Raw genomic sequence first — 23,780 nt, 5'->3', positions numbered from 1 at the left:
GGTGAGTACCCCCGACAGCACCACCGTCCAGGCAGCCGGCTGCGTCCTGTGGCGCCGTTCCCCGACGGACGGCGCACTGGAGGTGTGTCTCGTCCACCGGCCCAAGTACGACGACTGGTCGCACCCCAAGGGCAAGCTCAAACGCGCGGAGGACGCCCTCGCCGGCGCGCTGCGCGAGGTGGCGGAGGAGACCGGTTACGGCGCGGAGCCGGGCTCCGAGCTGCCGGCCGTCCACTACTACGCGCACGGCCGCCCCAAGCGGGTGCGCTACTGGGCGGCCGAGGCGACGGACGGCGGCTTCACCCCCAACACCGAGGTGGACCGCATCCTGTGGCTCTCCCCGGCGGCGGCCCGCGACCGCCTGACCCAGCACAGGGACCGCACCCTGGTGGACTCCCTGCTCAGCGCGCTGCGCCTGGCCTAGGACGCGTCCGCGGGCCTCTCCTGAGCCCCGCCGCCGGATAGCGCGGTGACAACGCCGTGGATGTGCGTGCCAGGGCCCGCGGCCCTTGGCATGATCCGCGGGAGAGGCCCCGGACCGGAACCGGCTCGTGTCCTCGACGTAAGCCTTCCGTGACCTAACCACACCGTCGGCAGGGGTTCACCCCCCGTTCACTTACGCCAGTCGGCGCCTTCACCTGATCTGCCTAATTTCGGCCTTACGCGGTGCGGACCGCGCCCCGAAAGGACGCTTCCGCGCCACCCAGTCTTCGCACGCCGCCGGATTCAGGACGGCGGCTCTCGGAAGGAACTCCCTCAGTGAAGCTTCAGCGCAAGAACCGGCGGGCACTCGCTCTCGGCGCTCTCGCCGTCTCCGGCGCCCTGGCCCTCACGGCGTGCGGCTCGGACGACACCAGCGCCGGAGGCGACTCCAGCGCGTCCGCCACCGGCGCGGCGAACAGCATCAAGTGTGACGACGCCAAGGGCCAGCTCCTCGCCGACGGCTCCTCCGCGCAGAAGAACGCCATCGACGCGTGGGTGAAGCAGTTCACCGCCGCCTGCTCCGGCGTGCAGATCAACTACAAGGGTGGCGGTTCCGGCGCCGGCGTCACCGCGTTCACCCAGGGCCAGGTCGCCTTCGCGGGCTCCGACTCGGCCCTGAAGCCCGAAGAGGTCACGGCCTCCAAGGAGGTCTGCTCCAGCGGTCAGGGCATCGACCTGCCGATGGTCGGCGGCCCGATCGCGGTCGGCTTCAACGTCCCGGGCGTGGACAAGCTCGTCCTGGACGCCGAGACGCTCGCCAAGATCTTCGACAGCAAGATCAGCAACTGGAACGACAAGGCGATCGCGGCCCTCAACCCCGACGTCAAGCTGCCCGACCTCAAGATCCAGGCGTTCCACCGCTCGGACGAGTCCGGCACCACCGACAACTTCACCAAGTACCTGATCGCCGCCTCCCCGGCGAACTGGAAGTACGAGGGCGGCAAGGCCTGGCAGGCCAAGGGCGGCCAGTCCGCGGCCGGCTCCTCCGGTGTCGCCCAGCAGGTCAAGCAGACCTCCGGCGCCATCTCCTACATGGAGCTGTCGTACGCCAAGGACGGCATCACCCCGGTCACCATCGACACCGGCGCCTCCGCCCCGGTCGAGGCCACCGTCGAGAACGCCACCAAGGCGATCGCCGCGGCCCAGGTCGTCGGCACCGGCAGCGACCTCTCGCTGAAGCTGGACTACGCGACCAAGGCCGACGGCGCCTACCCGATCACCCTGGTCACGTACGAGATCGTCTGCGACAAGGGCAACAAGGCCGACACCCTGCCCGCGACGAAGGCGTTCCTGCGCTACATCGCCTCCGAGGACGGCCAGGCGGTGCTCGCCGACAACGGCTACGCCCCCATCCCCGACGACATCATCGCCAAGGTCCGCACCACCATCGAGGGCCTGAGCTAAGCCAGTGTGCGGTCCGGTGCACCGCCGCCAGGAGCCGCGCAGACCGCACGGCTCCGCAGACCGGAGAACCCGATGGACACCACACAGATAGCTGACACTCCCCCCACCCCACAGCCCACGCTGACCGAGCAGAAGCGCGCGGCCCGAGGCGCCACCCGCCCCGGAGACCGGGTCTTCCTCGGTCTCTCCCGCGGTTCCGGCATCTTCCTGCTGGTGATCATGGCCGCCATCGCGGCCTTCCTCACCTACCGCGCGGTCCTCGCGATCAGCAAGGACCACGGCAACTTCCTGACCACCTTCGAGTGGAACACCGGCCTCGCCGAGCCGAAGTTCGGCATCGCCGTCCTCGCCTTCGGCACGGTCGTCTCCTCGATCGTCGCGATGGCCATCGCCGTCCCGATCGCCGTCGCGATCGCCCTCTTCCTGACGCACTACGCCCCGCGCAAGCTGAGCGGTCCCATCGCCTACGTGATCGACCTGCTCGCCGCCGTCCCGTCCATCGTGTACGGCCTGTGGGGCGCCCTGGTCCTCGTCCCGAACATGAACGGCCTCTTCGGCTGGCTCGACGACTACCTCGGCTGGACCGGCATCTTCTCCTGGCAGGGCGGCGCGCCCCGCTCGATGCTCACGGTCGGCATCCTGCTCGCGATCATGATCCTGCCGATCATCACCAACGTGAGCCGCGAGGTCTTCCGCCAGGTCCCGCAGATGCACGAGGAAGCGGCGCTGGCGCTGGGCGCCACCCGCTGGGAGGTCATCCGCATGGCGGTGATCCCCTTCGGCCGCTCCGGCGTGATCTCCGCCTCGATGCTCGGCCTCGGCCGCGCGCTCGGCGAGACGATGGCCGTGGCCACCGTGCTCTCCCCGACCTTCGACATCCAGGCCAGCCTGCTCGACCCGGGCGGCGGCACCTTCGCCCAGAACATCGCCAGCAAGTTCGGCGAGGCCACCGAGTTCGGCCGCGACGCGCTGATCGCCTCCGGCCTGGTCCTCTTCGTCATCACCCTGCTGGTCAACGGCGCGGCTCGCGCGATCATCGCCCGCCGCAAGGAGTACTCGGGGGCCAACGCATGAGCACCGCCACTGTCAGCACCCTCAAGGGTGCGAGCCTGCCCAAGTGGTCCCCGTACGCCATCGCCGTCGGCTCGATCGCCGTCGCGATCGGCATCGGCCTGGGCGCCGGTCTCGACAGCCGGGTGCAGTGGGGCCTGATCGCCGGGCTCCTCTTCCTGCTGAGCACCTTCGTCCTCGCCGCCCGCGTCGAGGGCCGCCGCCAGGCCAGGGACCGCATCGCGACCTCCCTCGTCTGGACGGCGTTCATCCTCGCCCTGGTCCCGCTGATCTCCCTGATCTGGGTGACCGTGGCCCGCGGGGTGAAGGTCCTCGACGTCTACTTCCTGACCCACTCCATGGGTGTCGTCGCCGACACCGAGCCGGGCGGCGGTATCTACCACGCCATCATCGGCTCCCTGGAACAGGTCGCCCTCGCCACCGTGATCGCCGCGCCGATCGGCGTGCTCACCGCGATCTACCTGGTCGAGTACGGCCGCGGCGGCCTCGCCCGGTCCATCACGTTCTTCGTGGACGTCATGACCGGCATCCCGTCGATCGTCGCGGGCCTGTTCATCCTCAGCCTCATGCTGATGTGGGACATGCAGCCCTTCGGCTTCGCCGGCTCGCTGGCCCTGGCCATCCTGATGATGCCGGTCGTGGTCCGCTCCACCGAGGAGATGCTCAAGCTCGTCCCGAACGAGCTGCGCGAGGCCTCCCTCGCGCTCGGCATCCCGAAGTGGCGCACGATCCTGAAGGTGGTCCTGCCGACCTCCATCGGCGGCATCACCACCGGCGTGATGCTGGCGGTGGCGCGTATCGCGGGCGAGACGGCCCCGGTCCTGCTGCTCGTCTTCGGCAACCCGTTCATCAACAACAACCCCTTCGAGGGTGCGCAGGCGTCGCTGCCGCTGTACATCTATCAGCAGTACGCGAACAGCGCGGGTTCCGGAGCGGCGTACGACAGGGCCTGGGCGGCGTCCCTCACCCTCATCGCCTTCGTGATGATCCTGAACCTGGTGGCCCGCGGCATCGCCCGCTGGAAAGCCCCGAAGACCGGTCGCTGACGCGGCCATAGGCGACCGAACCCTCCGGAAGTGAAGTAGAGAAGACATGGCCAAGCGAATCGACGTCAGCGGACTGACCGCCTACTACAGCGCCCACAAGGCGATCGAAGACATCTCGATGACGGTCGAGCCCCGTTCCGTGACGGCCTTCATCGGGCCCTCCGGCTGCGGCAAGTCGACCTTCCTGCGCACCCTGAACCGGATGCACGAGGTCACCCCCGGCGGTCGCGTCGAGGGCAAGGTGATGCTGGACAACGAGGACCTGTACGGCCAGGGCATCGACCCGGTGTCGGTGCGCCGCGAGGTCGGCATGGTCTTCCAGCGGCCGAACCCGTTCCCCACGATGTCCATCTTCGACAACGTGGCGGCGGGCCTGCGCCTGAACGGCAGCTACAAGAAGTCGGAACTGACGGACGTCGTCGAGAAGTCCCTCAAGGGCGCGAACCTCTGGAACGAGGTCAAGGACCGCCTCAACAAGCCCGGCTCGGGCCTGTCCGGCGGCCAGCAGCAGCGTCTGTGCATCGCGCGGGCGATCGCGGTGGAGCCGAAGGTCCTTCTCATGGACGAGCCCTGCTCGGCCCTGGACCCGATCTCCACCCTCGCGATCGAGGACCTCATCGGCGAGCTGAAGGAGCGCTTCACGATCGTCATCGTGACGCACAACATGCAGCAGGCCGCCCGTGTCTCCGACCGCACGGCGTTCTTCAACCTCGCCGCGGTGGGCCAGCCCGGCAAGCTCATCGAGATAGACGACACGGAGCGGATCTTCTCCAACCCCTCCGTCCAGGCCACCGAGGACTACATCTCGGGCCGCTTCGGCTGAGCCCTCCCCCAGCCCCTCGCGGTGCTGCATGGCGGTGCCACCGCGAGGCCGAAAAAGAGCCCGCCCCCTGACTCCCAGGGGGCGGGCTCCGCCATTCACCCGCTCTTTCAACCGACCCGGCGCCACCTGCCTCTTTCATCCCGCCCAGCGCTGCCTGCCGTTGTCTTTTCATCCCGCCCGGCACTGCCTGCCCTTGCCCTTTCAGCCCGACCAGCGCTGCCTGCCCTTGCCTTTCAGCCCGTCCGGCGCTGCCTGCCCTTGTCTCTTCAGCCCGTCCGGCGTTTGAGGACAAGGCCCGTTCAGGGCCGGCGGGGGGTCCAGGGGGCGGAGCCCCCGGGGAGCGGAGCGGGCGGGGTCGAAGGGGCGGCAGCCCCTGGGGACGGGAACGGGAAGGGGCGGCGGGGGCGAACCAACTCCCCCACCGCCCCTACGCCCAGCCCCCTAAAGCAGCGCCAGGTTCACGACCCAGAACACCCCCGCGGCGACGATCGCCGCAGCCGGCATGGTGATGAACCACCCCAGGATGATGTTCTTCGCGACACCCCACCGCACGGCGTTCACCCGCTTCGTGGCCCCCACACCCATGATCGCCGAGGTGATGACATGCGTCGTGGAGATCGGCGCGTGGAACATGAACGCGGTCGTGAACATGATCCCCGCCCCCGTCGTCTCCGCGGCGAACCCCTGCGGCGGATCGAGCTCGATGATCTTCCGCCCCAGCGTCCGCATGATCCGCCAGCCACCCGCGTACGTCCCGAGCGACAGCATCACCGCACAGGCGATCTTCACCCACACCGGGATCGGGTCGCCCGCGTCCTCGACATCGGCGATGACCAGCGCCATCACCACGATGCCCATCGTCTTCTGCGCGTCCTGGAGACCGTGCCCGAGCGCCATACCGGCCGCGGACACCGTCTGCGCGATCCGGAACCCCCGCTTGGCCTTGTGCGGATTGGCCTTCCGGAACATCCACATGATCGCGACCATCACCAGATAGCCGACGATGAGCCCGACGACCGGGGACAGGAACATCGGGATGACGATCTTCTCGACCACCCCGGACCAGATCACCCCGATCCCGCCCGCGAGCGCCGCCCCCACGAGCCCGCCGAACAGGGCGTGCGACGAGGAGGAGGGCAGCCCGAAGTACCAGGTCACGAGGTTCCAGGTGATCGCCCCGACCAACGCGGCGAACAGGATCCACATGCCCCGGTTGCCGTGCGGCGTCTCGATCAGACCCTCACTGACGGTCTTGGCGATCCCGCTGCCGAGGAACGCGCCCGCGAGGTTCATCACCGCGGCCATCGCGAGCGCGGCCCGCGGTGTCAGCGCGCGCGTGGAGACCGAGGTCGCGATCGCGTTGGCCGAGTCGTGGAAACCGTTGGTGTACGTGAAGCCGAGCGCGACACCGATGGTCACGATCAGAGCAAAGGTGTCCACGTGGTTCAGGACTCCTTGACCGCGATGGTCTCCACGGTGTTGGCGACGTGCTCGAACGCGTCGGCCGCCTCCTCCAGCACGTCCACGATCTGCTTGAGCTTCAGCACCTCGATGGCGTCGTACTTGCCGTTGAAGAGGTGGGCGAGCAGCTTGCGGTGGATCTGGTCGGCCTGGTTCTCCAGCCGGTTGACCTCGATCCAGTACTCGGTGAGGTTGTCCATGGTCCGGAGGTTCGGCATGGCTTCCGCGGTGAGCTCGGCGGCGCGCGCCAGCACCTCGATCTGCTGCTCGACGCCCTTGGGCAGTTCCTCCACGTTGTAGAGGACGACCAGGTCGACGGCCTCCTCCATGAAGTCCATGATGTCGTCGAGGGACGACGCGAGGGCGTAGATGTCCTCGCGGTCGAACGGCGTGATGAACGAGGAGTTCAGCTGGTGGAAGATCGCGTGAGTGGCGTCGTCACCTGCGTGTTCCGCGGCCCGCATACGCTCTGCGATCTCGGCCCGGCCGGCGGTGTCCGCCCCGAGCAGTTCCATGAGGAGCTTCGAGCCCGTGACGATGTTGTCCGCGGACGCGGCGAACATGTCGTAGAAGCTCGTCTCCCTGGGGGTCAGACGAAAGCGCACAAGGGGTCCTCAGGATGCATCGGTTTCGGTCAGGCTGATGCTAAGTGCATCATCCGGCCACGGCTAATGGGCCGTCCCCCAGTGTCGCCCATCAGGCAGAGTGGTCGGCACGGGGGCCTTCGCCAGGCCCTATACCCGTCAAAGTTCGGTACCATATACCCAGTAGGGGTATGTAACCGCCGTGGGACATGGAGGACGCGATGACGACCACCGAGGCCGGCCCGGAATCGCCCTCCGAGCAGGAGAGTCCCGAGGGTCACGAGCACGCGACGCACGGCTACCACAAACAGAAGGACGAGCACCTCAAGCGGCTGCGCCGGATCGAAGGGCAGATCCGCGGCCTGCAACGCATGGTCGACGAGGACGTCTACTGCATCGACATACTCACGCAGGTGTCCGCCTCCACCAAGGCCCTGCAGTCCTTCGCGCTGCAACTGCTGGAGGAGCACCTGCGGCACTGCGTCGCCGACGCGGCCCTCAAGGGCGGCTCCGAGATCGACGCGAAGGTCGAGGAGGCCACGAAGGCCATCGGCCGCCTGCTGCGCACCTGACCGAAAACCGACGGTGACCGCCGCCGGCTAGGCGCCGGAAGCCTCGCGCTCCTCGGCCACCTTCAGGACCTCGTCGATGCTCTCCAGGCTGAGCCGGTCCTCCGCGGCCGACGCCGCGATAATCAGGTCGCCGCACAGCTCGATCTCGGCGAGGGCCACGTGGTCCTGAACTGCCGTACCGCCGACCGGAGCCACGTGCGTCACCTCGTCTCTGCCGTCACCGACTTCCTAGAGTAGGGAGCGCTCTACTCACCGCGCATGGCACGGACGGGCTAGTTCTTGACGCCCGTCAAGCCCACGCACCCCGGTTCTCCCACCCCGTGATCACTCAGCGGTCACACCGCGGTCACTCAGCGATCTTCCCGGCGTAGATGTCGTCCTCTTCGGGAAGCCGTACGTCGACGGCCACCCCGAAGTCGTAGAGCAAGGTGGTCGAGGCGACCGCCACGGTGCCCTGCTCCCGGCCGTTGACGAAGCTGAACCGGTGCCTGACCTTGCGGATGCGCCCCTCGTCGTCGAGGTACACGTCGAACGGCACCCGCGCGGTGGCGAACCCTTTCGCCGCAGCGGCCAGCGCCTGCCGGTTCCCCTCCGAGGCGTCCCGCGAGGCCAGCGCGAGGTCCGCCGTCCCCCGGTAGTGCCGCACCTCGGTCCCGGCGAACCGCTCCCGGCCGACGTACGTCGCGGTGCGCGCCCCGAGCAGCAACTCGGCGGCGGCGTACGGGTCGGTGGCGCCGCCCGTCACGAGGTTGCCGTCGGAGAGGCCGGCGGTGTCGACGCGCACCCATTTGTCGGCGGGCACGCCCGCGCCCCGGTTCTTCATGAACAGGGCGCCGGGGGCGAGGAGTTCGGTGATGGGCCGGTGCTCGCTCTGTCCGGCGGGGTCCTGCGGCAGCAGCACCTTCAGCCGCCCGAGGCGCTTGCGGTAGTCGTAGACGCCCTCGCCCCGGATGGTCACCCGGGTGCCGCCGCTGGCCATCTCCATCGAGGTGCCGGCCTTGGAGGTACCGCCCTCCACCAGCCGTCCGGCGGCGGCGTGCAGCACCTCGACCGCGTCCCCGCCCCGGGCGTCCTCGGCCGCGCCGCTCGCCGAACACCCGCCGGCGCCGACACACACGCAGGCCATGAGCCCCGCCACGAAGCCGACCCCGCCCGTCCGCCTCTGCTGCTCCCGCACCGCCATCGCCCTGCCTCCGTCACGGACCCCCTGTCGCTCCGCTTAACGACGGGTCGGTGGGGCCGTCACGCGGATACCGGCGCTTTACCGACGGTCTGTAACGTTGTCGTCGTGGCACAGCAGGACAGGGTTCCCCCACCGCACGAGTCCCCCGAACACCGGACGACCACGGTCGACCAGGGCCGCTTCTGCACAGCCCGCTGCATCTGCGGCTGGCGCGGCCCGGCGAGAAGAGCGAGAAGCCAGGCAAGAACGGACGCCGACCTCCACACCTCCCCCTAGCCCTCACCCCCGTCTCCTCCGGACCAGGGGGCAGCGGCCCCATCCCGCCCCGGACGCAGCCGCAGGCGGCCACCTCACCCCCGCCCCCGGCTCGCACACAGCCGCGGACAGCCGCCCCGCCCCCGCCTCAGATGCAGCCGCAGGCGGCCACCCCGCACACCCCAGCCTCATACACAGCCGCAGGCGACCACCTCACCCCGCCGCGCACGCAGCCGCGAAGGCGGACCCCACCCCATCCCCCGCCTCATACACAACCGCAGGCGGCCACCCCACCCTCACCGCCACCTCGCACGCAGCCGCGACAGCCGCCCCACCCCCGCCCCGCTCCATCCCCCACCTCATACGCAGCTGCGGGCAGTCGTGCCGCTGGGGCGGCACGGGTGGGCGCAGCGGCACCCTCCCCGCGGCGGCAAGCGCCCCCACCCCCGCCGAGCCCCCACCCCGCCCCGGCAACCGCTCCCGCCCCGCCCCATGGAACCCCGACACCCCGCACCCCGTCTCGTTCCACGGAAGCCGACCCGAGGCCACGGAGGCACGCACCATGGAACGGCGCACATTCATCGGAGCCGGCGTCACCGCCCTCGCGGCCGTCACCACAGCGGCCTGCACCGGCGGCAACGCCCCCGCGGACGCGGCCGGCACGACGCCCGCACCGGCCACCCCCGCCTCCACCAAGGGCTCCACCCCCGCGTCCGTGGCCGCCCCCGCCGACTGGACCGCCCTCGCCCACGGCCTGGACGGCACCCTGGTCCGCCCCGGCGACGCGAAGTGGCCCGCGGCCCACCAGCTCTACAACACCCGCTTCGACGCCCTGAAGCCCGCCGCGGTCGCCTACGTCGCGCACGCGGACGACATCCGCACCGTCCTGTCCTACGCCCGCGCCCACGACGTGCGCGTGGCGATCCGCAACGGCGGCCACTCCTACGCCGGCTGGTCCTCCGGCGACGGCCGGCTCATCGTCGACGTCTCGAAGCTGAGCTCGATCCGCGCGAGCGGCGGCTCGGCCGTGGTCGGCGCCGGGTCGAAGCTGATCGACGTCTACCGCGCGCTGGCCGCGAAGGGCGTGACGATCCCGGCCGGTTCCTGCCCCACCGTGGGCGTCTCGGGCCTCACCCTCGGCGGCGGCCACGGCGTGGTCTCCCGCGCCTACGGCCTGACCTGCGACAGCCTCACCCAGGCGACCCTGATCACCGCGGACGGCAAGCAGCTCACCGCCGACGCGACACAGAACAAGGACCTGTTCTGGGCCCTGCGCGGCGCGGGCAACGGCAACTTCGGCGTGGTCACCGAGCTCCGCTTCCGGACGCACCCGGCGCCGCAGGCCGTCACCGGGTACCTGACGTGGCCGTGGGCGAAGGCCGCCGCGGTGGCGAAGGCCTGGCAGGAGTGGGGCCCGTCCCAGCCGGACGAGATCTGGTCGTCGCTGCATCTGTCGGGCAGCACCGGCGGCCGGGCGACGGTCTCGGTCGCCGCGTTCTCGCTGGGCACCTACGGCGAGCTGCAGAACGCCGTGGACCGTCTCGCCGACCGGATCGGCGCCCCGGCGACCAGCGTGTCCCTCAGGCGGCGCTCGTACGAGGACTCGATGGAGCTGTACGCGGGCTGCTCCTCCTTCACCGAGGACGCCCAGTGCCATCTGCCCGGCACCACCCCGGGGCGCTCCCCGCAGGGCGACCTGGGCCGGGAGACGTACGCCGCGAAGTCCGACTTCTTCGACCGCTCGATCTCCGCGGACGGCATCCGGACGATGATCCGGCAGATCGAGTCCGTCCGCGGCGGCACCGGCGACATCGCGCTGACGGCCCTCGGCGGCGCGGTCAACCGGGTCGATCCGACGGCGACGGCGTTCGTGCACCGCCGCTCGCGGATGCTGGCCCAGTACATCTCCGCCTGGAAGGCCGGCACGAGCGGCACCGCCGCCCGGTCCTGGCTGACGTCGTTCCACGACGCGATGCGGCCGTACGCGTCGGGCGCGGCCTACCAGAACTACACGGACGCGTCCCTGACGGACTGGCGCAAGGCCTACTACGGGGACGCGGCGACCCGGCTGACGGCCCTGAAGAAGCAGTACGACCCGAAGGGCTTCTTCACCTTCCCGCAGGCCCTGTGAACCCCCGGGCCCTGTGAACCCCCGGGCTCCAAGCCCGCGCCCGCGGAAAGCCCTCAGGCGGCCAGGTCGCGCTCCGAGGCGGCCCCGGCGCTCTCCTGCCGGGCGCCGGGAACCCGGGCGCCCTGCCCGTCGTGGGCCGGTGCCCTGCGGGAGCGGATCAGGCGGCCCGCGCGCGGGGAGCGTTCGACGGCCTGGGTGAGCGGGGTCAGCAGGGCCATGGCGAGCGGGGAGAGCAGCAGGGCGACGGCGGTGCCGAGGGCGAAGCCGCCGACCACGTCGGTCGGGTAGTGCACGCCCATGTACACCCGGCAGAAGCCTTCGAGCAGGGCGAGCAGGATGCCCAGCAGCCCGAACCTGCGGTGGGCCACGAAGAGTCCGACGGCCAGGGCCATCGTGATCGTGGCGTGGTCGCTGACGAAGGAGTAGTCGGTCTTGCCCGAGACGAGGACCTCAAGACCCTCGTGCTGGAGGAAGGGCCGGGGCCGCTCGACGAAACCGCGTATGGGGACGTTGACGAGGACGGCGACGCCCGCCGCGAGCGGGGCCCAGATCAGGGCGGCGACGGAGGAGGCGGCGTCCGGGCCGCCCTTTCTGCGCACGGACATCCAGCACCACAGCACCACCAGGACGGTGGCGAGCAGGATGCCGTACTCCCCCACGAACTCCATGACCCGGTCGAACCAGTGCGGCGCGTCCTTGGCCAGGCCGTTGATGTCGTAGAGCAGTTCGACGTCGGGGTTCGAACCGGATGCGGCGAGTCCAGCCATGGTGCTGCGGCCCCTTCGTCGGCGTCCGTGGATCGGTTACGAGAACAGGAACGCACGGTCCCCTTCAATACGTTCCACACTCCACTGAATGATCACTCAGACGTTATCGAAGAGAGATACATAGCCCCAGCTCAGGGGGTAGGTTCACGGTCCGTTCCGATGGGTTCAGACGGTCGTGGGGAGTGCTTTCGCGCCATCCTCGGTGACCCGGGTGGCCCCGAAGTAGTCGGGGGTGTCGATCGGGTCGAACCGGATCACAGCACCCGTTCTCGGGGCATCGATCATGTACCCGCCGCCCACATAAATCCCCACATGCCGGATCGCGCGGGAGTCGGTCAGGTCGTCGGAGAAGAACACCAGGTCGCCCGGGAGCAGTTCGTCCCTGGCCGGATGCGGACCGGCGTTGTACTGGTCGTTGGCGACGCGGGGCAGCTGGACGCCGACACTTTCGTAGGCGGCCTTGGTCAGACCCGAGCAGTCGAACCGTCCGCCGTCGGCGGCCGTGCCGTCCCCGCCCCACAGATAGGGCGTGCCGAGCTTCTTCTGCGCGTAGTAGATGGCCCCGGCGGCCTGCTTGGAGGGATCCACCCGCGTGACGGGCGCGGCGAAGCTCTGCTCCAGCGTCGTGATCGTCTTCACGTAGTTCTGGGTCTCCTTGTACGGCGGCACGCCCCCGTACTTGATGACCGCGTACGCGCCCGCGTTGTACGACGCGAGCATGTTCTCCGTCTGGTTGCCGGGCACGTCCTTCACGTACGAGGCGAGCGCGCAGTCGTACGACGCCGCCGACGGGATCGCGTCGTTGGGGTCCCACACGTCGCGGTCGCCGTCGCCGTCGCCGTCGATGCCGTGGGTGGCCCAGGTGCCCGGGATGAACTGCGCTATCCCCTGCGCGGCGGCGGGGCTCTGCGCCTTCGGGTTGAAGCCGCTCTCCTGGTAGAGCTGGGCGGCCAGGAGCGCCGGGTTGATGGCGGGGCACAGGTTGCCCCACTTCTGCACGAGCGCCGAGTAGGCGGCGGGCACGGAGCCCTTGGCGAGCGCCTTGCTGGTGCCGCCGACTCCGTTGGCGAGGTTCCCGGCGACGACGTACACGCCGACGACGAGCAGCATCACGAAGCTGAGGCCCGCCCCCAGGACTGCCCCCGCCACGACCCACGCCTTACGCACCGTCAACCGCCCCTCGCCGCCAGGGAGTCTGCCCGCGCCAGTCTAGGAGCTTCCCCGGTGGAAGCCGCGGCAACCGGCACAGTCGCGTCTGCCGGTGGCGGCCTTCGCGTCAGCGGTCGGCGGCCTCGCGGTACAGCGCGGCGGCCTGCGCGCCGAGCACGACGCTGTACGAGATGTCGGCCGTGGCCCCGCCCTGCTCGTGCCCGCCGAGGACGCCGACGACCTCCCCGTCGCCGTCGACCCACGGGCTGCCGCTGGTCCCTCCGGTGAAGTCGGGGCAGTCGACGCGCTGTTGGGTGCGGCTGTGCACGGTCGGCCGGTCGGTGCAGCTCACCGGCGCCTCGCGCGCACTCGGGTATCCGGTCACGGTCACCGCGGTCGCCCCGGTGGCCGTCCCGGTCGTGAACCGGTTCCCGCCGACGGCGTCCTCGACGCCCTCACCGCCGCGCCGCGCCACGACCGCGAACGCCACGTCACTGTCCTCGTCCCACCCGCCGGGCAGATACCGCCGGGTCACCGGCCATCTCCCGTACGGCGCCCGCCCGTCGCGGTACCCGGGGACGAACACCAGCTCGTCGTCGCCGTCGTCGAGGCAGTGCGCGGCCGTCACGATCAGGTCCCGGCCGGGGCTGCGCACCACGGACGCCGTGCAGAAGTGACGCCCGCCGTCCACGAACAGCGCCCCCACCCGTGCCGTCGCCGCGCTCTCCGCCGCGACGGCGGTGACACCGAGCGGGCCGGTGCCGTCGTCCGCGACCGCCTCGGAGGCGGAGGTGACGGCCAGGAGCACGACGGCGAGACAGAGCGGCAGATGCTTCATCGGGGATCACTGTGGCCCATGAACGTGAGAATCCGGTCAGGGAGCGGCACGGGAGGGGGAACTTCCGGGAGCGGGGCTCTCCCTCCTCCGGGACGGGGCGAAGGACTCGTACCCCGACGCTACGCGCGGACCTCGGTCGCGGCGAGCGGGAACCGGGTGCCGGTCAGCTCCTCCGACAGCGTCCACAGGCGCCGCGCGGCCACCGGATCGCTCGCCGCCCGGGACCGGCCGACCAGCGTGGGGGCCCCGCGCATCTCACCGAAGCCGTCGGGACCGACATAGCCGGCGCCGGGGAGGTCCTGGGTCGCCGCGTACAGGGTCGGCAGGGCGCCCGCTCTGTCGTCCTGGGCGAAGAGGCGGTTGCCGATCCGCAGGGCCGTGCGCAGGAGCGGGTTGCCGGTGTGGCTCTGGAGGTTGGTCGCCGCGTAGCCGGGGTGGGCGGCGAGCGCGCGGACCGGGGAGCCGGACTCGGTGAGGCGGCGCTGGAGTTCGAGCGTGAAGAGCAGGTTGGCGAGCTTCGACTGCGCGTAGGCCCGGGTCGGGTTGTAGTGCGCCCGCTGGTTCGGGTCGTCGAAGTCGATCACTCCGGTGCCGCCGCGGTGGAGCCCGGAGGAGAGGGTCACGACACGGTCGGTGAGGTGGGGCAGAAGCAGGTTCGTCAACGCGAAGTGGCCCAGGTGGTTCGTGCCGAACTGCATCTCGAAGCCGTCACGCGTCTCCTGCTGCGGCAGCATCATCACGCCCGCGTTGTTGATCAGCAGGCTCAGCGGGCCGTCCCAGCCCTCCGCGAACGCCCGCACCGACGACAGGTCGGCCAGGTCCAGCCGCCGCACCTCCGTGCTCCCGTGGACCGTACGGGCCGCCGCCTCGCCGCGCTCCGGGTCCCGCACGGCGAACACCACATGCGCGCCCGCCCGGGCCAGCGCGCCCGCGGCCCTCAGCCCGATGCCGCTGTTGGCGCCGGTGACCACGGCCCTGCGGCCGGCGAGGTCGGGAAGGCGCGTCTCGTCCCATCGCGTGCTCTTGTCATTCGCCATGCCGTCAATGTAGTCGCCGCCAACAATGCTGTCAACGACAACAATGATGCCGCTGCCAACAATGCTGCCGTCGCCTACATCCCGATACGATGAGCCCATGCCGCCCGCGAAGTCCGCACCCGCCCAGCCCGAGAACCGCCCCTATCACCACGGCGACCTGCGCTCCGCCCTGCTCGCCGGCGCCGAGCGCACCCTCCTGGAGAAGGGCGTCGCGGCACTGTCGCTGCGGGAGCTCGCCCGTGACATCGGCGTCAGCCACGCCGCGCCCGGCCGGCACTTCAAGGACAAGCAGGCCCTGCTCAACGCCCTCGCCCTGGCCGGCTACGAGCGCCTGGGCGACACCCTGGACGCCGCCGACGACCCCCGCCTGCCCCTCCAGCCCCGGCTGACGGCCCTCGGCCGCGCCTACCTCGGCTTCGCCATCGACAACGCCGAGCTGCTGGCCCTGATGTACGCCCGCAAGCACGAGCCCGGCGCGGAGGAGGAGATGGCCGCCGAGGTCGACCGCACCGTGGGCTCGCTGGCCCGGGTCGTCGCCGCGGCCCAGAGCCGCGGCGAGATCGTCGACGGCGACCCCGAGCACCTCACCCTGGTCGCCGCCGCGGCCCTGCACGGCCTCGCCTCGTTCACCGCCAACGGCATGCTCGCCGCCGACGCGGCCCTGGCCTCCGTCGCGGACGTGGTCCAGCACCTGCTGCACGGCCTCACACCCCGCCCGGCCGACCCCCGGTAGGGCAACCGCCGTTCGCGGCCGGGCGGAGCCGGTGTGACGGACCAGCGACATCGGCCGACCGGCTGACCGGCTGACCGGCTGACCGGGCATCACCTCCCGGTCGGGGCACGGGCCGTGGCATCCCGCCACGGCCCGTTCGTCACGCCTCGTCCGGCGGCGATAGCCTTCACCCGCAGAACACGGGTGCCACGGACCCCACCCGGACCGTGAAAAGGGCTAACGACGGAACCACACGACAGGTTCCGCTCAGGCCTCATTGCCCGGCGTGACCTGCCGTGATACACAGAGTGACCAGACCCGTACCAGACAAGCATTCGTACGAAACCCGCCAATCAATGACGCCAAGTCGACATACGACGGCGCAATTGTCGGCGACAATGAGGCCTGACCTCTGCGCACCCGCAGGGGAAGCGGAACTACCCACCAGGGGCGGTGACTTACATGCTCTTTGCGGCCGACAAGGGAGACATCAACACCATCATCGGCGGGATCGCTCCGGACTGGGGCCCCTTCGGCAGCCTGGGCAACGAGGCCAAGGTCATGATCGAGGTGGTGATGGCCGTCGCCATCCTGCTCTGCCTGGGCATCGCCATCTGGGGTGCCGCCAAGCAGCGCATCGGCGCCACCGCGCTGCGCGACACGTTCAGCGCGGAACAGGGCAAGGGCCTCATCATCGCGGGCCTGACCGGGGTCTTCATCATCGGCTCCCTGGGCACCTTGTTCACCATCGTGTACGGCATGGCCGTCTAGCGACTCCGGACCCACCCGGCCCCCTCGCCACGCCCCCCTCCACCCCACCCGCCCGTCGTGCCCACCGGCTGAGGTTGCGTCTCCCTGATGTCGAGTCACCACACCGCGCCCGCGCGGGAACCAGCACGGCTACCGTCGTACTCCTACGTCTTTCCGTACGACGGTGAAGGGACGTACGCGGCATGAGCCTCGGTGACGAACGCGAGGCCTCCGGCGGCTACGGGGGCACCGGCCAGACCCGCACGCGCCTGCCCGACAGCACCGGCGGCGACGTGTACGGCGGCGCGCGGCGAGGCGGTCGCTCGTCCTCACGCAGCCTCGTCACCGTCGTCGGCGTGGTGTGCCTCCTCATCGCGGCGATCGCCTTCGCGAACCGTGGAGGAAGCGATTCCTCTTCCACCGCGGACGCCGAGAACAAGCCAGAAACCTCCGCGACGGCCCCCACGGGCAAGACCCCGGTCGGATCGGGCTTCGCCCACGACGAGCAGGGGGCCCAGAGCGCGGCGGCCAACTACGCGGTGTCGCTGGGCTCGACGAGCATGTTCAACAAGAACAGCCGGCACACCCTCATCGACTCGCTGTACACGCCCACCGCGGCCGCGAAGCTCCAGAGCGCCATGGACCAGGCCTATTCGGCCGCCTTCCTGGACCGGATGGGCCTCGACGCGAACGGCACCGCCCCCCAGGGCAGCACCTTCGTCTCCCGCACCGTCCCGGTGGGCACCAAGGCCGAGCGGTACAGCGCCGACAGCGCCAAGGTCTCCGTCTGGTACATGGGCCTGATCGGCATGTCCAGCACCACCTCCACCGACCCGGTGAGCTCCACCTGGAAGACGTGGACCTTCGACCTCCAGTGGACCGAAGGCGCCTGGAAGATCAGCGCGGACTCGCAGAAGGACGGGCCCGCCCCGGTCCCCGGCGACGACAAGGCCGCCGCCTCGGACGAGATCAGCAAGGCCATCGAGGAGTACGGAGGGTTCACTTATGCCCGGTAGCCCGCGTCGCGCCCTCCAGCTCACCGGCATGGTGGCCACCGTCCAGGCCACCGCCGTGCTGCTCGCAGGCCGCGCCTTCGCCGCCCCCACCCCGTCGCCGTCCCCCTCGGGCAGCACGGACGCCTGCTCGCTGCTCGACGGCCCCTCCAAGCAGTACTGCGAAGGCGACAAGAGCTCGGGCGGCTCGTCCACCATCGACCCCACCTCCAGCCTCGACCCCCTCTCCTCCCTCGCCAAGGGCTGTGCCGACGCCGCCTCCTGGACCGTCGACAAGCTCAGCGAGGCCGTCAAGGAGACGGCGAACGTCGACTTCACCAACCCGAAGTTCCTCCAGCAGTACGCGGTGGTCTTCGCGGCGTCGACGGTCCTCACCCTCCTCCTGTGGCTGCTCGCGGTCGCCAAGCGCGCGGTACGAGGTGTCCCCCTCACCACCGCCATCAGCGAGGCGATCGGGTTCCTCTGGCTCACCGTCCTCGCGTCGGCGTTCACGCCCCTGATCCTCTACACGGTCGTCTCCGCCACCGACGGCATCTCCGAGGTCCTCGCGAAGACGACGGGCGACCAGACCGACACGTTCTTCGGGACGTTCTCCGGCGCGCTGGGCAAGGGCGAGGACATCGGCGGCGGCCCGATCATGCTGATCGTCGTGTCGCTGGTGAGCATCCTGGCCGCCGGCGTCCTCTGGCTCGAACTGGTCGTCCGCGCCGCCCTGCTCTACGTCGGCGCCCTCCTCGGCACCGTCGTCTACGCGGGCCTCGTCGACAAGAACCTGTGGGGCCACGTCCGCCGCTGGGCGGGCATCATGATCGCGGTGATCCTGGTGAAGCCGGTCATCGTCATCGTGCTGGGCCTGGCCGGCGCCCTGTCCGCCGACGACGGTCCCGACGCGTTCTCCGCGGTCGTCTCCGGCCTCGCCATCATCCTGCTCGCGATCTTCGCCTCGGCGATGATCTACCGCTTCGTGCCGGGCTTCGGCGACGAGATCGCCAACTCCCGCAACAACCGCATCATGCAGGGCGCGGAAGGCAAGGCCGCGGCCGTCATCAGCTCGCCCGCGACCCTCGTCGCCCAGGGCATCAAGACGCACAGCTCCCGCGCCGACAACAACGGCGGCGGTGGCGGCGGTGCGCGTCCCTCCAACCCGGCCTCCGGCGGGGTCGCCGCGCACAGCACGCGCGGGTCGAACGGCGGTGGCGGCGGATCTGTCCCCTCCGCCGCACCCTCCCCCCGTTCGTCGAGCAGCCCGGTGAACACACCCCACGCCAGCAACAACCGCAACAGCAGTAACAACCGCACGGGAGGTGAAGGGCGTTGACGACCGAGTCCCACGTGTCGCACGCGATCACGCCCCGCCGTACATATCTCATCGGCCGCGCCCGGCCGAACGCGATCGTCGGCAGGAATCGTGAGACCGGCGAGATCGCGCTCATCATCGGCGGCGCGTTCCTCGGCATGATGTGCGGGCTCCTCGTCCCGGTGCTCTCCATGCGCATCGTCCTGCTGATGGGCTTCCCGCTGCTCGCGCTGGCGGCGGTGTACGTCCCGTACAAGCACCGCACGTTCTACAAGTGGTTCGAGATCAACCGCAGTTACAAGCGCACCCTCAAGCAGGGCACCGTCTACCGCTCGGGCGTCATCGAGGCCGGCACCCGCATCGACGGGCGCGAGGTCGAGATCGGCCCGCCCCCCGGCATCGGCCGCATCACCTGGCTCGCCGCCCCGTTCGGCCCGGACGAGATCGCCGTACTCCTGCACGCGGACCGCAGAATGGTGACCGCGGCGATCGAGATCGAGGGACCCGGCGTCGGCCTGCGCGACTCCGAGGACCAGGAAGCCCTCGTCGACCGCTTCGGCACCCTCCTCAAGCACGTGGCGAACGGCGACGGCTTCGTCACCCGCCTCCAGATGCTCGCCCGCACCCTGCCCGCCGACCCCGACGCGCACGCCAAGGACGTGACCGTCCGCGGCGACGAGAAGTCCCCGGGCTGGCTCCAGCAGTCCTACGACCAGCTCCAGTCGATGGTGTCCACGAGCAGCGAGCAGCACCGCGCCTACCTCGTCGCGTGCATGCACTACACCCGCGAACTCGCCGCCGAGGCCCACACGATGGCCCGCGCGGCACGCCCCCAGGCCGGCCGCAAGCTGGACCGGGACGCGGGCCTCGCGGTCGTCATGGCCCGCGAGCTCACCGACATCTGCTCCCGCCTCCAGGAGGCGGACATCCGGGTACGACAGCCCCTGGGCCAGGGCCGGTTGGCCTCCCTGGTGCACTCCATGTACGACCCGGACCACCCCATCGACCACATCCAGGCGATGACCCGGCGCAATGCCTGGCCGGCCGAACTCGACGCCATGGAACCGACGTACCTCCAGGCGAAGACGAGGGAGTCCTCGACCCGCGCCCCCTGGTGCCACGCCACGGCCTGGGTGAAGGAATGGCCGATGACCCCGGTCGGCGTCAACTTCCTGGCCCCGCTCCTGGTCCACACCCCGGACGTCATCCGCACGGTCGCCGTCACGATGGACCTCGAACCCACCGAGGTCGCCATCGAGCGCATGCTGACGGAGAAGACCAACGACGAGGCGGAGGCGTCCCGCGCCGCCAAGATGAACCGCACCGTCGACCCCCGCGACATCGCCTCCCACAACCGCCTGGACCAGCGCGGCGAGGACCTCGCGAGCGGCGCGGCCGGCGTCAACCTCGTCGGCTACATCACCGTCTCCTCCCGCAACCCCGAGGCCCTGGCCCGGGACAAGCGGACCATCCGGGCGTCGGCCGGAAAGTCGTATCTGAAGCTGGAGTGGTGCGACCGCGAGCACCACCGGGCGTTCGTGAACACGCTGCCGTTCGCCACCGGAATCCGAAGGTAGGGGATGATGCGCTGATGCGGGACCCGATGTCCGTCCTCACCGACGCCTTCACGTCCTTCCTCTTCGGCAAGGTCGAGACGACCCGCCTCCCGGTCCGCACCTCCACGGGCCAGGCCCAGGCGGTCTATCTGCCCACGGCCGCACCCGGGTTGGGTGACTCGGGCGTCATCATCGGCCGCGAGGTCTACTCCGGCAAGGGCTACATCTACGACCCCTTCCAGCTCTACGGCCAGCAACTCCCCGCCCCGCACTGGCTGGTGCTCGGCGAGTCCGGAAACGGCAAGTCGGCGCTGGAGAAGACGTACGTCCTGCGTCAGCTGCGCTTCCGTGACCGGCAGGTCGTCGTCCTGGACGCCCAGGGCGAGGACGGGGTCGGCGAATGGAACCTCATCGCGCAGGAGTTGGGGATAACCCCCATCCGCCTGGACCCGACGGCCGCACTGGACCACGGGATCCGCCTCAACCCGCTCGACCCCTCGATCACGACGACCGGCCAGCTCGCGCTGCTCCGGACCATCATCGAGGTCGCCCTCGGCCACGGCCTGGACGAACGCTCCGGCTTCGCCCTCAAGGTCGCGCACGCCTACGTCAACGAGACCATCGTCGAACGCCAGCCGATCCTCACCGACATCGTCGAGCAACTGCGCCACCCCGAACCGGAATCGGCGGAGGCGATGAACGTCGACATAGAGGACGTCCGCGCCTGGGGCCTGGACGTGGCCCTCGTCCTGGACCGCCTGGTCGACGGTGACCTGCGCGGCATGTTCGACGGCCCGACGACGGTGGGCATCGACCTCGACGCCCCGCTGATCGTCTTCGACCTGTCCCACATCGACCGCAACTCCATCGCGATGCCGATCCTCATGGCGATCGTCGGCGTGTGGCTGGAGCACACCTGGATCCGCCCCGACCGGAAGAAGCGCATCTTCCTGGTCGAGGAGGCCTGGCACATCATCAACAGCCCGTTCGTCGCCCAGCTCTTCCAGCGCCTGCTGAAGTTCGGCCGACGCCTGGGCCTGTCCTTCGTGGCGGTCGTCCACCACCTCTCGGACGTCATCGACGGCGCGGCGGCCAAGGAGGCCGCGGCGATCCTCAAGATGGCCTCGACCCGGACGATCTACGCCCAGAAGGCCGACGAGGCCCGGGCCACGGGCCGCGTGCTGGGCCTGCCCCGCTGGGCGGTGGAGATCATCCCCTCCCTCACCCCCGGCATCGCGGTGTGGGACGTCAACGGCAACGTGCAGGTCGTCAAACACCTGATCACCGAGACCGAACGCCCCCTGGTCTTCACCGACCGCGCCATGACCGAGTCCTCCGCCGACCGCGCGCTCACGGACGACGCCCTGCGCGCCGCCGAACTGGAGGCGGAGGAACGCGCGGCGGCCTTCATGGAGCAGCACATGGAACAGCACATGGGCGGCTCCGAATCGACGGTGGCTTAGGGCAGAGGAGGCGGGCTGTGGTGAGACCGGACGACCGCAGGCGCGAGTCCCAGGGCGGCGGCATCCCGGACGGGCTGCTGGTCGGCATACTCGCCTTCCTCCTCGGCATGACCCTGCTCGTCTGGACGGCGACGGGCCTGGCGGCCTGGTTCTCCCACGGGAGCTGGCCCCAGGGCGTCACCTTCACCCGAACCCCGCTGGCCATGCGCGAGCTGATCGCCCAGCCCCACGACATCCCCGGCGCCTGGCCCGACACCCCGCCCGCCGAACTCTCCGGCTACGGACTCTTCTGGGGCCTGTTCATCAGCCAGCTGATGGTCCTGGTCGTCTTCACCGTCTTCGTCATGGGAACGGTGGCCCGGTGGCGGGCGGTACGGGCCAGGGGCAAGCAGCAGCCGGTACCGGAAGCCGCACCACCCGCCCGGCACGAGGTGCCGGGACAACGGCCGGCGCCACAGGCTCCCCCGGTCGAGGCCCAACCGCCCACACCGGTCGAGGCGGTGGAGGCCGAGCCGCAGCCGACCATAACGGTGGCGCCGGTGAACACCTGGGAGAAGGACCGCTCCGAGGGCGCCGTGCGCTACGGCACCCCCGCGATCCGCCACACCACCGCGACCCAGGCGATCCAGGACGCGGAGGGCGCCACCCTGATCGTCACCTCCGACCCCGCCACCTGGTCGGCCACCAAGGACGCCAGAGCCAAACTGGGCCCGGTCCACCTCTACGACCCCACCCACCTCTGCGACACCCCCGCCCGCCTCCACTGGTCACCCACCGCAGGCTGCGAGACCAGGGAGACCGCGGCCCAGCGAGCGGCAGCGCTCCTCACCCCCGTCCGCCCCACCGCCAAGCTGGACCAAGCGGTCGCCGACGTAGCGGAAACGCTCCTGCGAAGCACCCTCCACGCAGCCGCCATCGACGGCCGCACCATCCGCCACGTCCACCGCTGGTCCCAGGGCACCCAGATCCAGGACGCGGTCCGTATCCTCCGCACCAATCCGAAGGCGGCCCCGGGCTCCGCGGGCGAGCTGGAGGCAGCGCTCACCGCGCATCCCGAACGCCGTGACATCGCCCAGGAGTTGACCGGCCGAGCCCTCGCGGCCCTCTTCACGATCAACATCCGCGAGGCCTGCACCCCCAACCGAACTGATGCACTCGCCTTGGATTCCTTCGTGGACGAGGGGGGCACGCTTTACGTCGTGGGGGAATCCATCGAGGACCCCAGGACCAACCCAGGTGCGATGCCACTCCTGACGGCCCTCGTCTCCAGCGTGGTCGAGCGTGGCCGGCGCATGGCCGAACGGTCATCCTCCGGTCGCCTCGACCCACCACTGACGCTCGTCCTCGACGACGTCGCCGCCGTGGCCCCGCTGCCCCAACTCCCCGAGCTGCTCGCCACCGGAGCGGACCGGGGCCTGCCGACGCTGGCCCTGCTCCGCTCCCGGGAACAGGCGAGAGCACGCTGGCCCCACGCTGACCTACCGGTCTGACCGCCGCTCCATCGCGAACTCCAGCTCACTCTCCCCGGGGGCCTGCGACAACGGCACCGTGACACCGGTCGGCTCGAAACCCACCTTGCGATACAGCCGCTGAGCCCGCCCGTTGTCCTCGTGCACGATGAGCCGCACCCGCTCGGCGCCCTGCGCCCACGCCCAATCGATCCCGGCGTCGAAGAGCACCTCGGTGAGCCCGATCCCCCGATGATCAGCACGCACGAACACGCCTACGACATGCCCCTGACGCCGCTCGACGGGGAAGCCGGCCCAGTCGGAGGTACCGGCCTCCTCCATCAGCACGGTCAACGTCCCGACCCACTCCCCGTCAGGACCCTCGGCGATGATCTGCTGCGCAGCGACGGCACCCTCGGCCGCGCCGGCGACCCGCTCCTGCCAGAAGGAGTCCGGGCGGGCCACGGCTGCCTCGTAGGTGTCCAGAAAGGCGAGATGAGCGACGGGATCCTGAAGGGAGAGGAGCCTGATCGCCTTCGCCTCGGGCCACTCGTCGGCATGAACGGGACGCACCTTGTAATTCATGCGAGCCACGGTAGCCGAACGCAGAAAACCCCCGTACCGAATTAACGGTACGGGGGTTTTCTCAAAATTTGTTCGGCGGTGTCCTACTCTCCCACAGGGTCCCCCCTGCAGTACCATCGGCGCTGTGAGGCTTAGCTTCCGGGTTCGGAATG

Annotated in this window: 23 protein-coding genes and 1 rRNA gene; 14 read left to right on the top strand and 10 right to left on the bottom strand. The window is 70.3% G+C overall.

Features of this window, described 5'->3' with window-relative positions:
- Nucleotide 1: 1 nt before the first annotated feature.
- From ACIPSE_RS36170 to pstB, 5 genes are all read left to right on the top strand, one after another.
- Nucleotides 2–424 carry an NUDIX hydrolase gene (locus ACIPSE_RS36170; protein WP_401671366.1) on the top strand — a complete coding sequence of 141 codons (423 nt, stop codon included), beginning with the start codon at nt 2–4 and terminating at the stop codon, nt 422–424.
- Nucleotides 425–759: 335 nt separating this feature from the next.
- Complete coding sequence (pstS, locus tag ACIPSE_RS36165; RefSeq protein ID WP_401671363.1) at nt 760–1,887, top strand: phosphate ABC transporter substrate-binding protein PstS; 1,128 nt, start codon at nt 760–762, stop codon at nt 1,885–1,887.
- A 72-nt stretch (nt 1,888–1,959) separates the two neighbouring features.
- Nucleotides 1,960–2,961: a phosphate ABC transporter permease subunit PstC gene (gene pstC / locus ACIPSE_RS36160; RefSeq protein WP_401671361.1), complete on the top strand. Its 1,002-nt coding sequence runs from the start codon at nt 1,960–1,962 to the stop codon at nt 2,959–2,961.
- Nucleotides 2,958–4,004, top strand: a complete 1,047-nt coding sequence (pstA, locus tag ACIPSE_RS36155) for a phosphate ABC transporter permease PstA (protein WP_401671358.1) — start codon at nt 2,958–2,960, stop codon at nt 4,002–4,004. Before pstC ends, pstA begins: the two co-directional genes overlap by 4 nt.
- A gap of 46 nt (nt 4,005–4,050) precedes the next feature.
- Nucleotides 4,051–4,827, top strand: coding sequence for a phosphate ABC transporter ATP-binding protein PstB (gene pstB, locus ACIPSE_RS36150; RefSeq protein ID WP_401671355.1), 777 nt, complete (start codon nt 4,051–4,053; stop codon nt 4,825–4,827).
- A gap of 441 nt (nt 4,828–5,268) precedes the next feature.
- Here the strand turns inward: pstB and ACIPSE_RS36145 are convergent, their stop codons facing one another.
- The gene (locus ACIPSE_RS36145; protein WP_401671352.1) at nt 5,269–6,267 is read right to left on the bottom strand and encodes an anion permease; all 999 of its coding nucleotides are present in this window, start codon (nt 6,265–6,267) and stop codon (nt 5,269–5,271) included.
- A 5-nt stretch (nt 6,268–6,272) separates the two neighbouring features.
- Nucleotides 6,273–6,893 (bottom strand): DUF47 domain-containing protein, encoded by a 621-nt coding sequence (locus tag ACIPSE_RS36140; protein ID WP_062711072.1) that lies wholly within the window; start codon nt 6,891–6,893, stop codon nt 6,273–6,275.
- A 200-nt stretch (nt 6,894–7,093) separates the two neighbouring features.
- On the opposite strand from ACIPSE_RS36140, the gene ACIPSE_RS36135 reads away from it, so the two are divergent.
- Nucleotides 7,094–7,444 (top strand): metal-sensitive transcriptional regulator, encoded by a 351-nt coding sequence (locus ACIPSE_RS36135; RefSeq protein ID WP_401671350.1) that lies wholly within the window; start codon nt 7,094–7,096, stop codon nt 7,442–7,444.
- A gap of 27 nt (nt 7,445–7,471) precedes the next feature.
- On the opposite strand, the gene ACIPSE_RS36130 is transcribed toward ACIPSE_RS36135, so the two are convergent.
- Together ACIPSE_RS36130 and ACIPSE_RS36125 are read right to left on the bottom strand one after the other, a co-directional pair.
- The gene (locus ACIPSE_RS36130; RefSeq protein ID WP_401671995.1) at nt 7,472–7,639 is read right to left on the bottom strand and encodes a hypothetical protein; all 168 of its coding nucleotides are present in this window, start codon (nt 7,637–7,639) and stop codon (nt 7,472–7,474) included.
- 151 nt (nt 7,640–7,790) lie between these two features.
- Complete coding sequence (locus ACIPSE_RS36125) at nt 7,791–8,627, bottom strand: hypothetical protein (RefSeq protein ID WP_401671347.1); 837 nt, start codon at nt 8,625–8,627, stop codon at nt 7,791–7,793.
- 817 nt (nt 8,628–9,444) lie between these two features.
- On the opposite strand from ACIPSE_RS36125, the gene ACIPSE_RS36120 reads away from it, so the two are divergent.
- On the top strand, nt 9,445–11,013 hold the full coding sequence (locus tag ACIPSE_RS36120) for an FAD-binding oxidoreductase (protein WP_401671345.1): 1,569 nt from the start codon (nt 9,445–9,447) through the stop codon (nt 11,011–11,013).
- Nucleotides 11,014–11,066: 53 nt separating this feature from the next.
- Here the strand turns inward: ACIPSE_RS36120 and ACIPSE_RS36115 are convergent, their stop codons facing one another.
- The 4 genes from ACIPSE_RS36115 to ACIPSE_RS36100 form a co-directional block, all read right to left on the bottom strand.
- The gene (locus ACIPSE_RS36115) at nt 11,067–11,780 is read right to left on the bottom strand and encodes a phosphatase PAP2 family protein (RefSeq protein WP_401671343.1); all 714 of its coding nucleotides are present in this window, start codon (nt 11,778–11,780) and stop codon (nt 11,067–11,069) included.
- 165 nt (nt 11,781–11,945) lie between these two features.
- A complete protein-coding gene (locus ACIPSE_RS36110) occupies nt 11,946–12,890 on the bottom strand; it encodes an NlpC/P60 family protein (RefSeq protein ID WP_401671963.1) in 945 nt (314 codons plus the stop codon).
- 166 nt (nt 12,891–13,056) lie between these two features.
- Nucleotides 13,057–13,767, bottom strand: a complete 711-nt coding sequence (locus tag ACIPSE_RS36105) for a trypsin-like serine peptidase (RefSeq protein WP_401671340.1) — start codon at nt 13,765–13,767, stop codon at nt 13,057–13,059.
- A 119-nt stretch (nt 13,768–13,886) separates the two neighbouring features.
- On the bottom strand, nt 13,887–14,804 hold the full coding sequence (locus ACIPSE_RS36100; RefSeq protein ID WP_401671338.1) for an oxidoreductase: 918 nt from the start codon (nt 14,802–14,804) through the stop codon (nt 13,887–13,889).
- Between the two features lie 97 nt (nt 14,805–14,901).
- On the opposite strand from ACIPSE_RS36100, the gene ACIPSE_RS36095 reads away from it, so the two are divergent.
- From ACIPSE_RS36095 to ACIPSE_RS36065, 7 genes are all read left to right on the top strand, one after another.
- A complete protein-coding gene (locus ACIPSE_RS36095) occupies nt 14,902–15,537 on the top strand; it encodes a TetR/AcrR family transcriptional regulator (RefSeq protein ID WP_401671335.1) in 636 nt (211 codons plus the stop codon).
- Nucleotides 15,538–15,978: 441 nt separating this feature from the next.
- Nucleotides 15,979–16,287, top strand: coding sequence for a hypothetical protein (locus tag ACIPSE_RS36090; RefSeq protein ID WP_003991275.1), 309 nt, complete (start codon nt 15,979–15,981; stop codon nt 16,285–16,287).
- A 182-nt stretch (nt 16,288–16,469) separates the two neighbouring features.
- Nucleotides 16,470–17,282 (top strand): hypothetical protein, encoded by an 813-nt coding sequence (locus tag ACIPSE_RS36085; RefSeq protein WP_401671333.1) that lies wholly within the window; start codon nt 16,470–16,472, stop codon nt 17,280–17,282.
- Entirely contained in the window at nt 17,272–18,597 is a 1,326-nt protein-coding gene (locus ACIPSE_RS36080; RefSeq protein WP_401671331.1) for a hypothetical protein, read from the top strand. Before ACIPSE_RS36085 ends, ACIPSE_RS36080 begins: the two co-directional genes overlap by 11 nt.
- Nucleotides 18,594–20,153, top strand: coding sequence for an SCO6880 family protein (locus tag ACIPSE_RS36075; RefSeq protein ID WP_401671328.1), 1,560 nt, complete (start codon nt 18,594–18,596; stop codon nt 20,151–20,153). The genes ACIPSE_RS36080 and ACIPSE_RS36075 overlap by 4 nt, the downstream gene beginning before the upstream one ends.
- 14 nt (nt 20,154–20,167) lie before the next feature.
- Nucleotides 20,168–21,595 carry an ATP-binding protein gene (locus ACIPSE_RS36070; RefSeq protein WP_401671326.1) on the top strand — a complete coding sequence of 476 codons (1,428 nt, stop codon included), beginning with the start codon at nt 20,168–20,170 and terminating at the stop codon, nt 21,593–21,595.
- Between the two features lie 20 nt (nt 21,596–21,615).
- Entirely contained in the window at nt 21,616–23,085 is a 1,470-nt protein-coding gene (locus ACIPSE_RS36065) for a TraM recognition domain-containing protein (protein WP_401671960.1), read from the top strand.
- Here the strand turns inward: ACIPSE_RS36065 and ACIPSE_RS36060 are convergent.
- Both ACIPSE_RS36060 and rrf read right to left on the bottom strand, forming a co-directional pair.
- On the bottom strand, nt 23,074–23,628 hold the full coding sequence (locus ACIPSE_RS36060; RefSeq protein ID WP_401671323.1) for a GNAT family N-acetyltransferase: 555 nt from the start codon (nt 23,626–23,628) through the stop codon (nt 23,074–23,076). The two genes, ACIPSE_RS36065 and ACIPSE_RS36060, sit on opposite strands and share 12 nt — an antisense overlap.
- Before the next feature lie 70 nt (nt 23,629–23,698).
- Nucleotides 23,699–23,780, bottom strand: a 5S ribosomal RNA gene (gene rrf / locus ACIPSE_RS36055); the annotation flags it as partial.

The organism is Streptomyces sp. NPDC090106, assembly GCF_044747265.1.
Lineage (GTDB): Bacteria > Actinomycetota > Actinomycetes > Streptomycetales > Streptomycetaceae > Streptomyces.
Note: the sequence above shows the minus strand (reverse complement) of the source record. Positions and strands in the feature narration are given on the sequence as shown.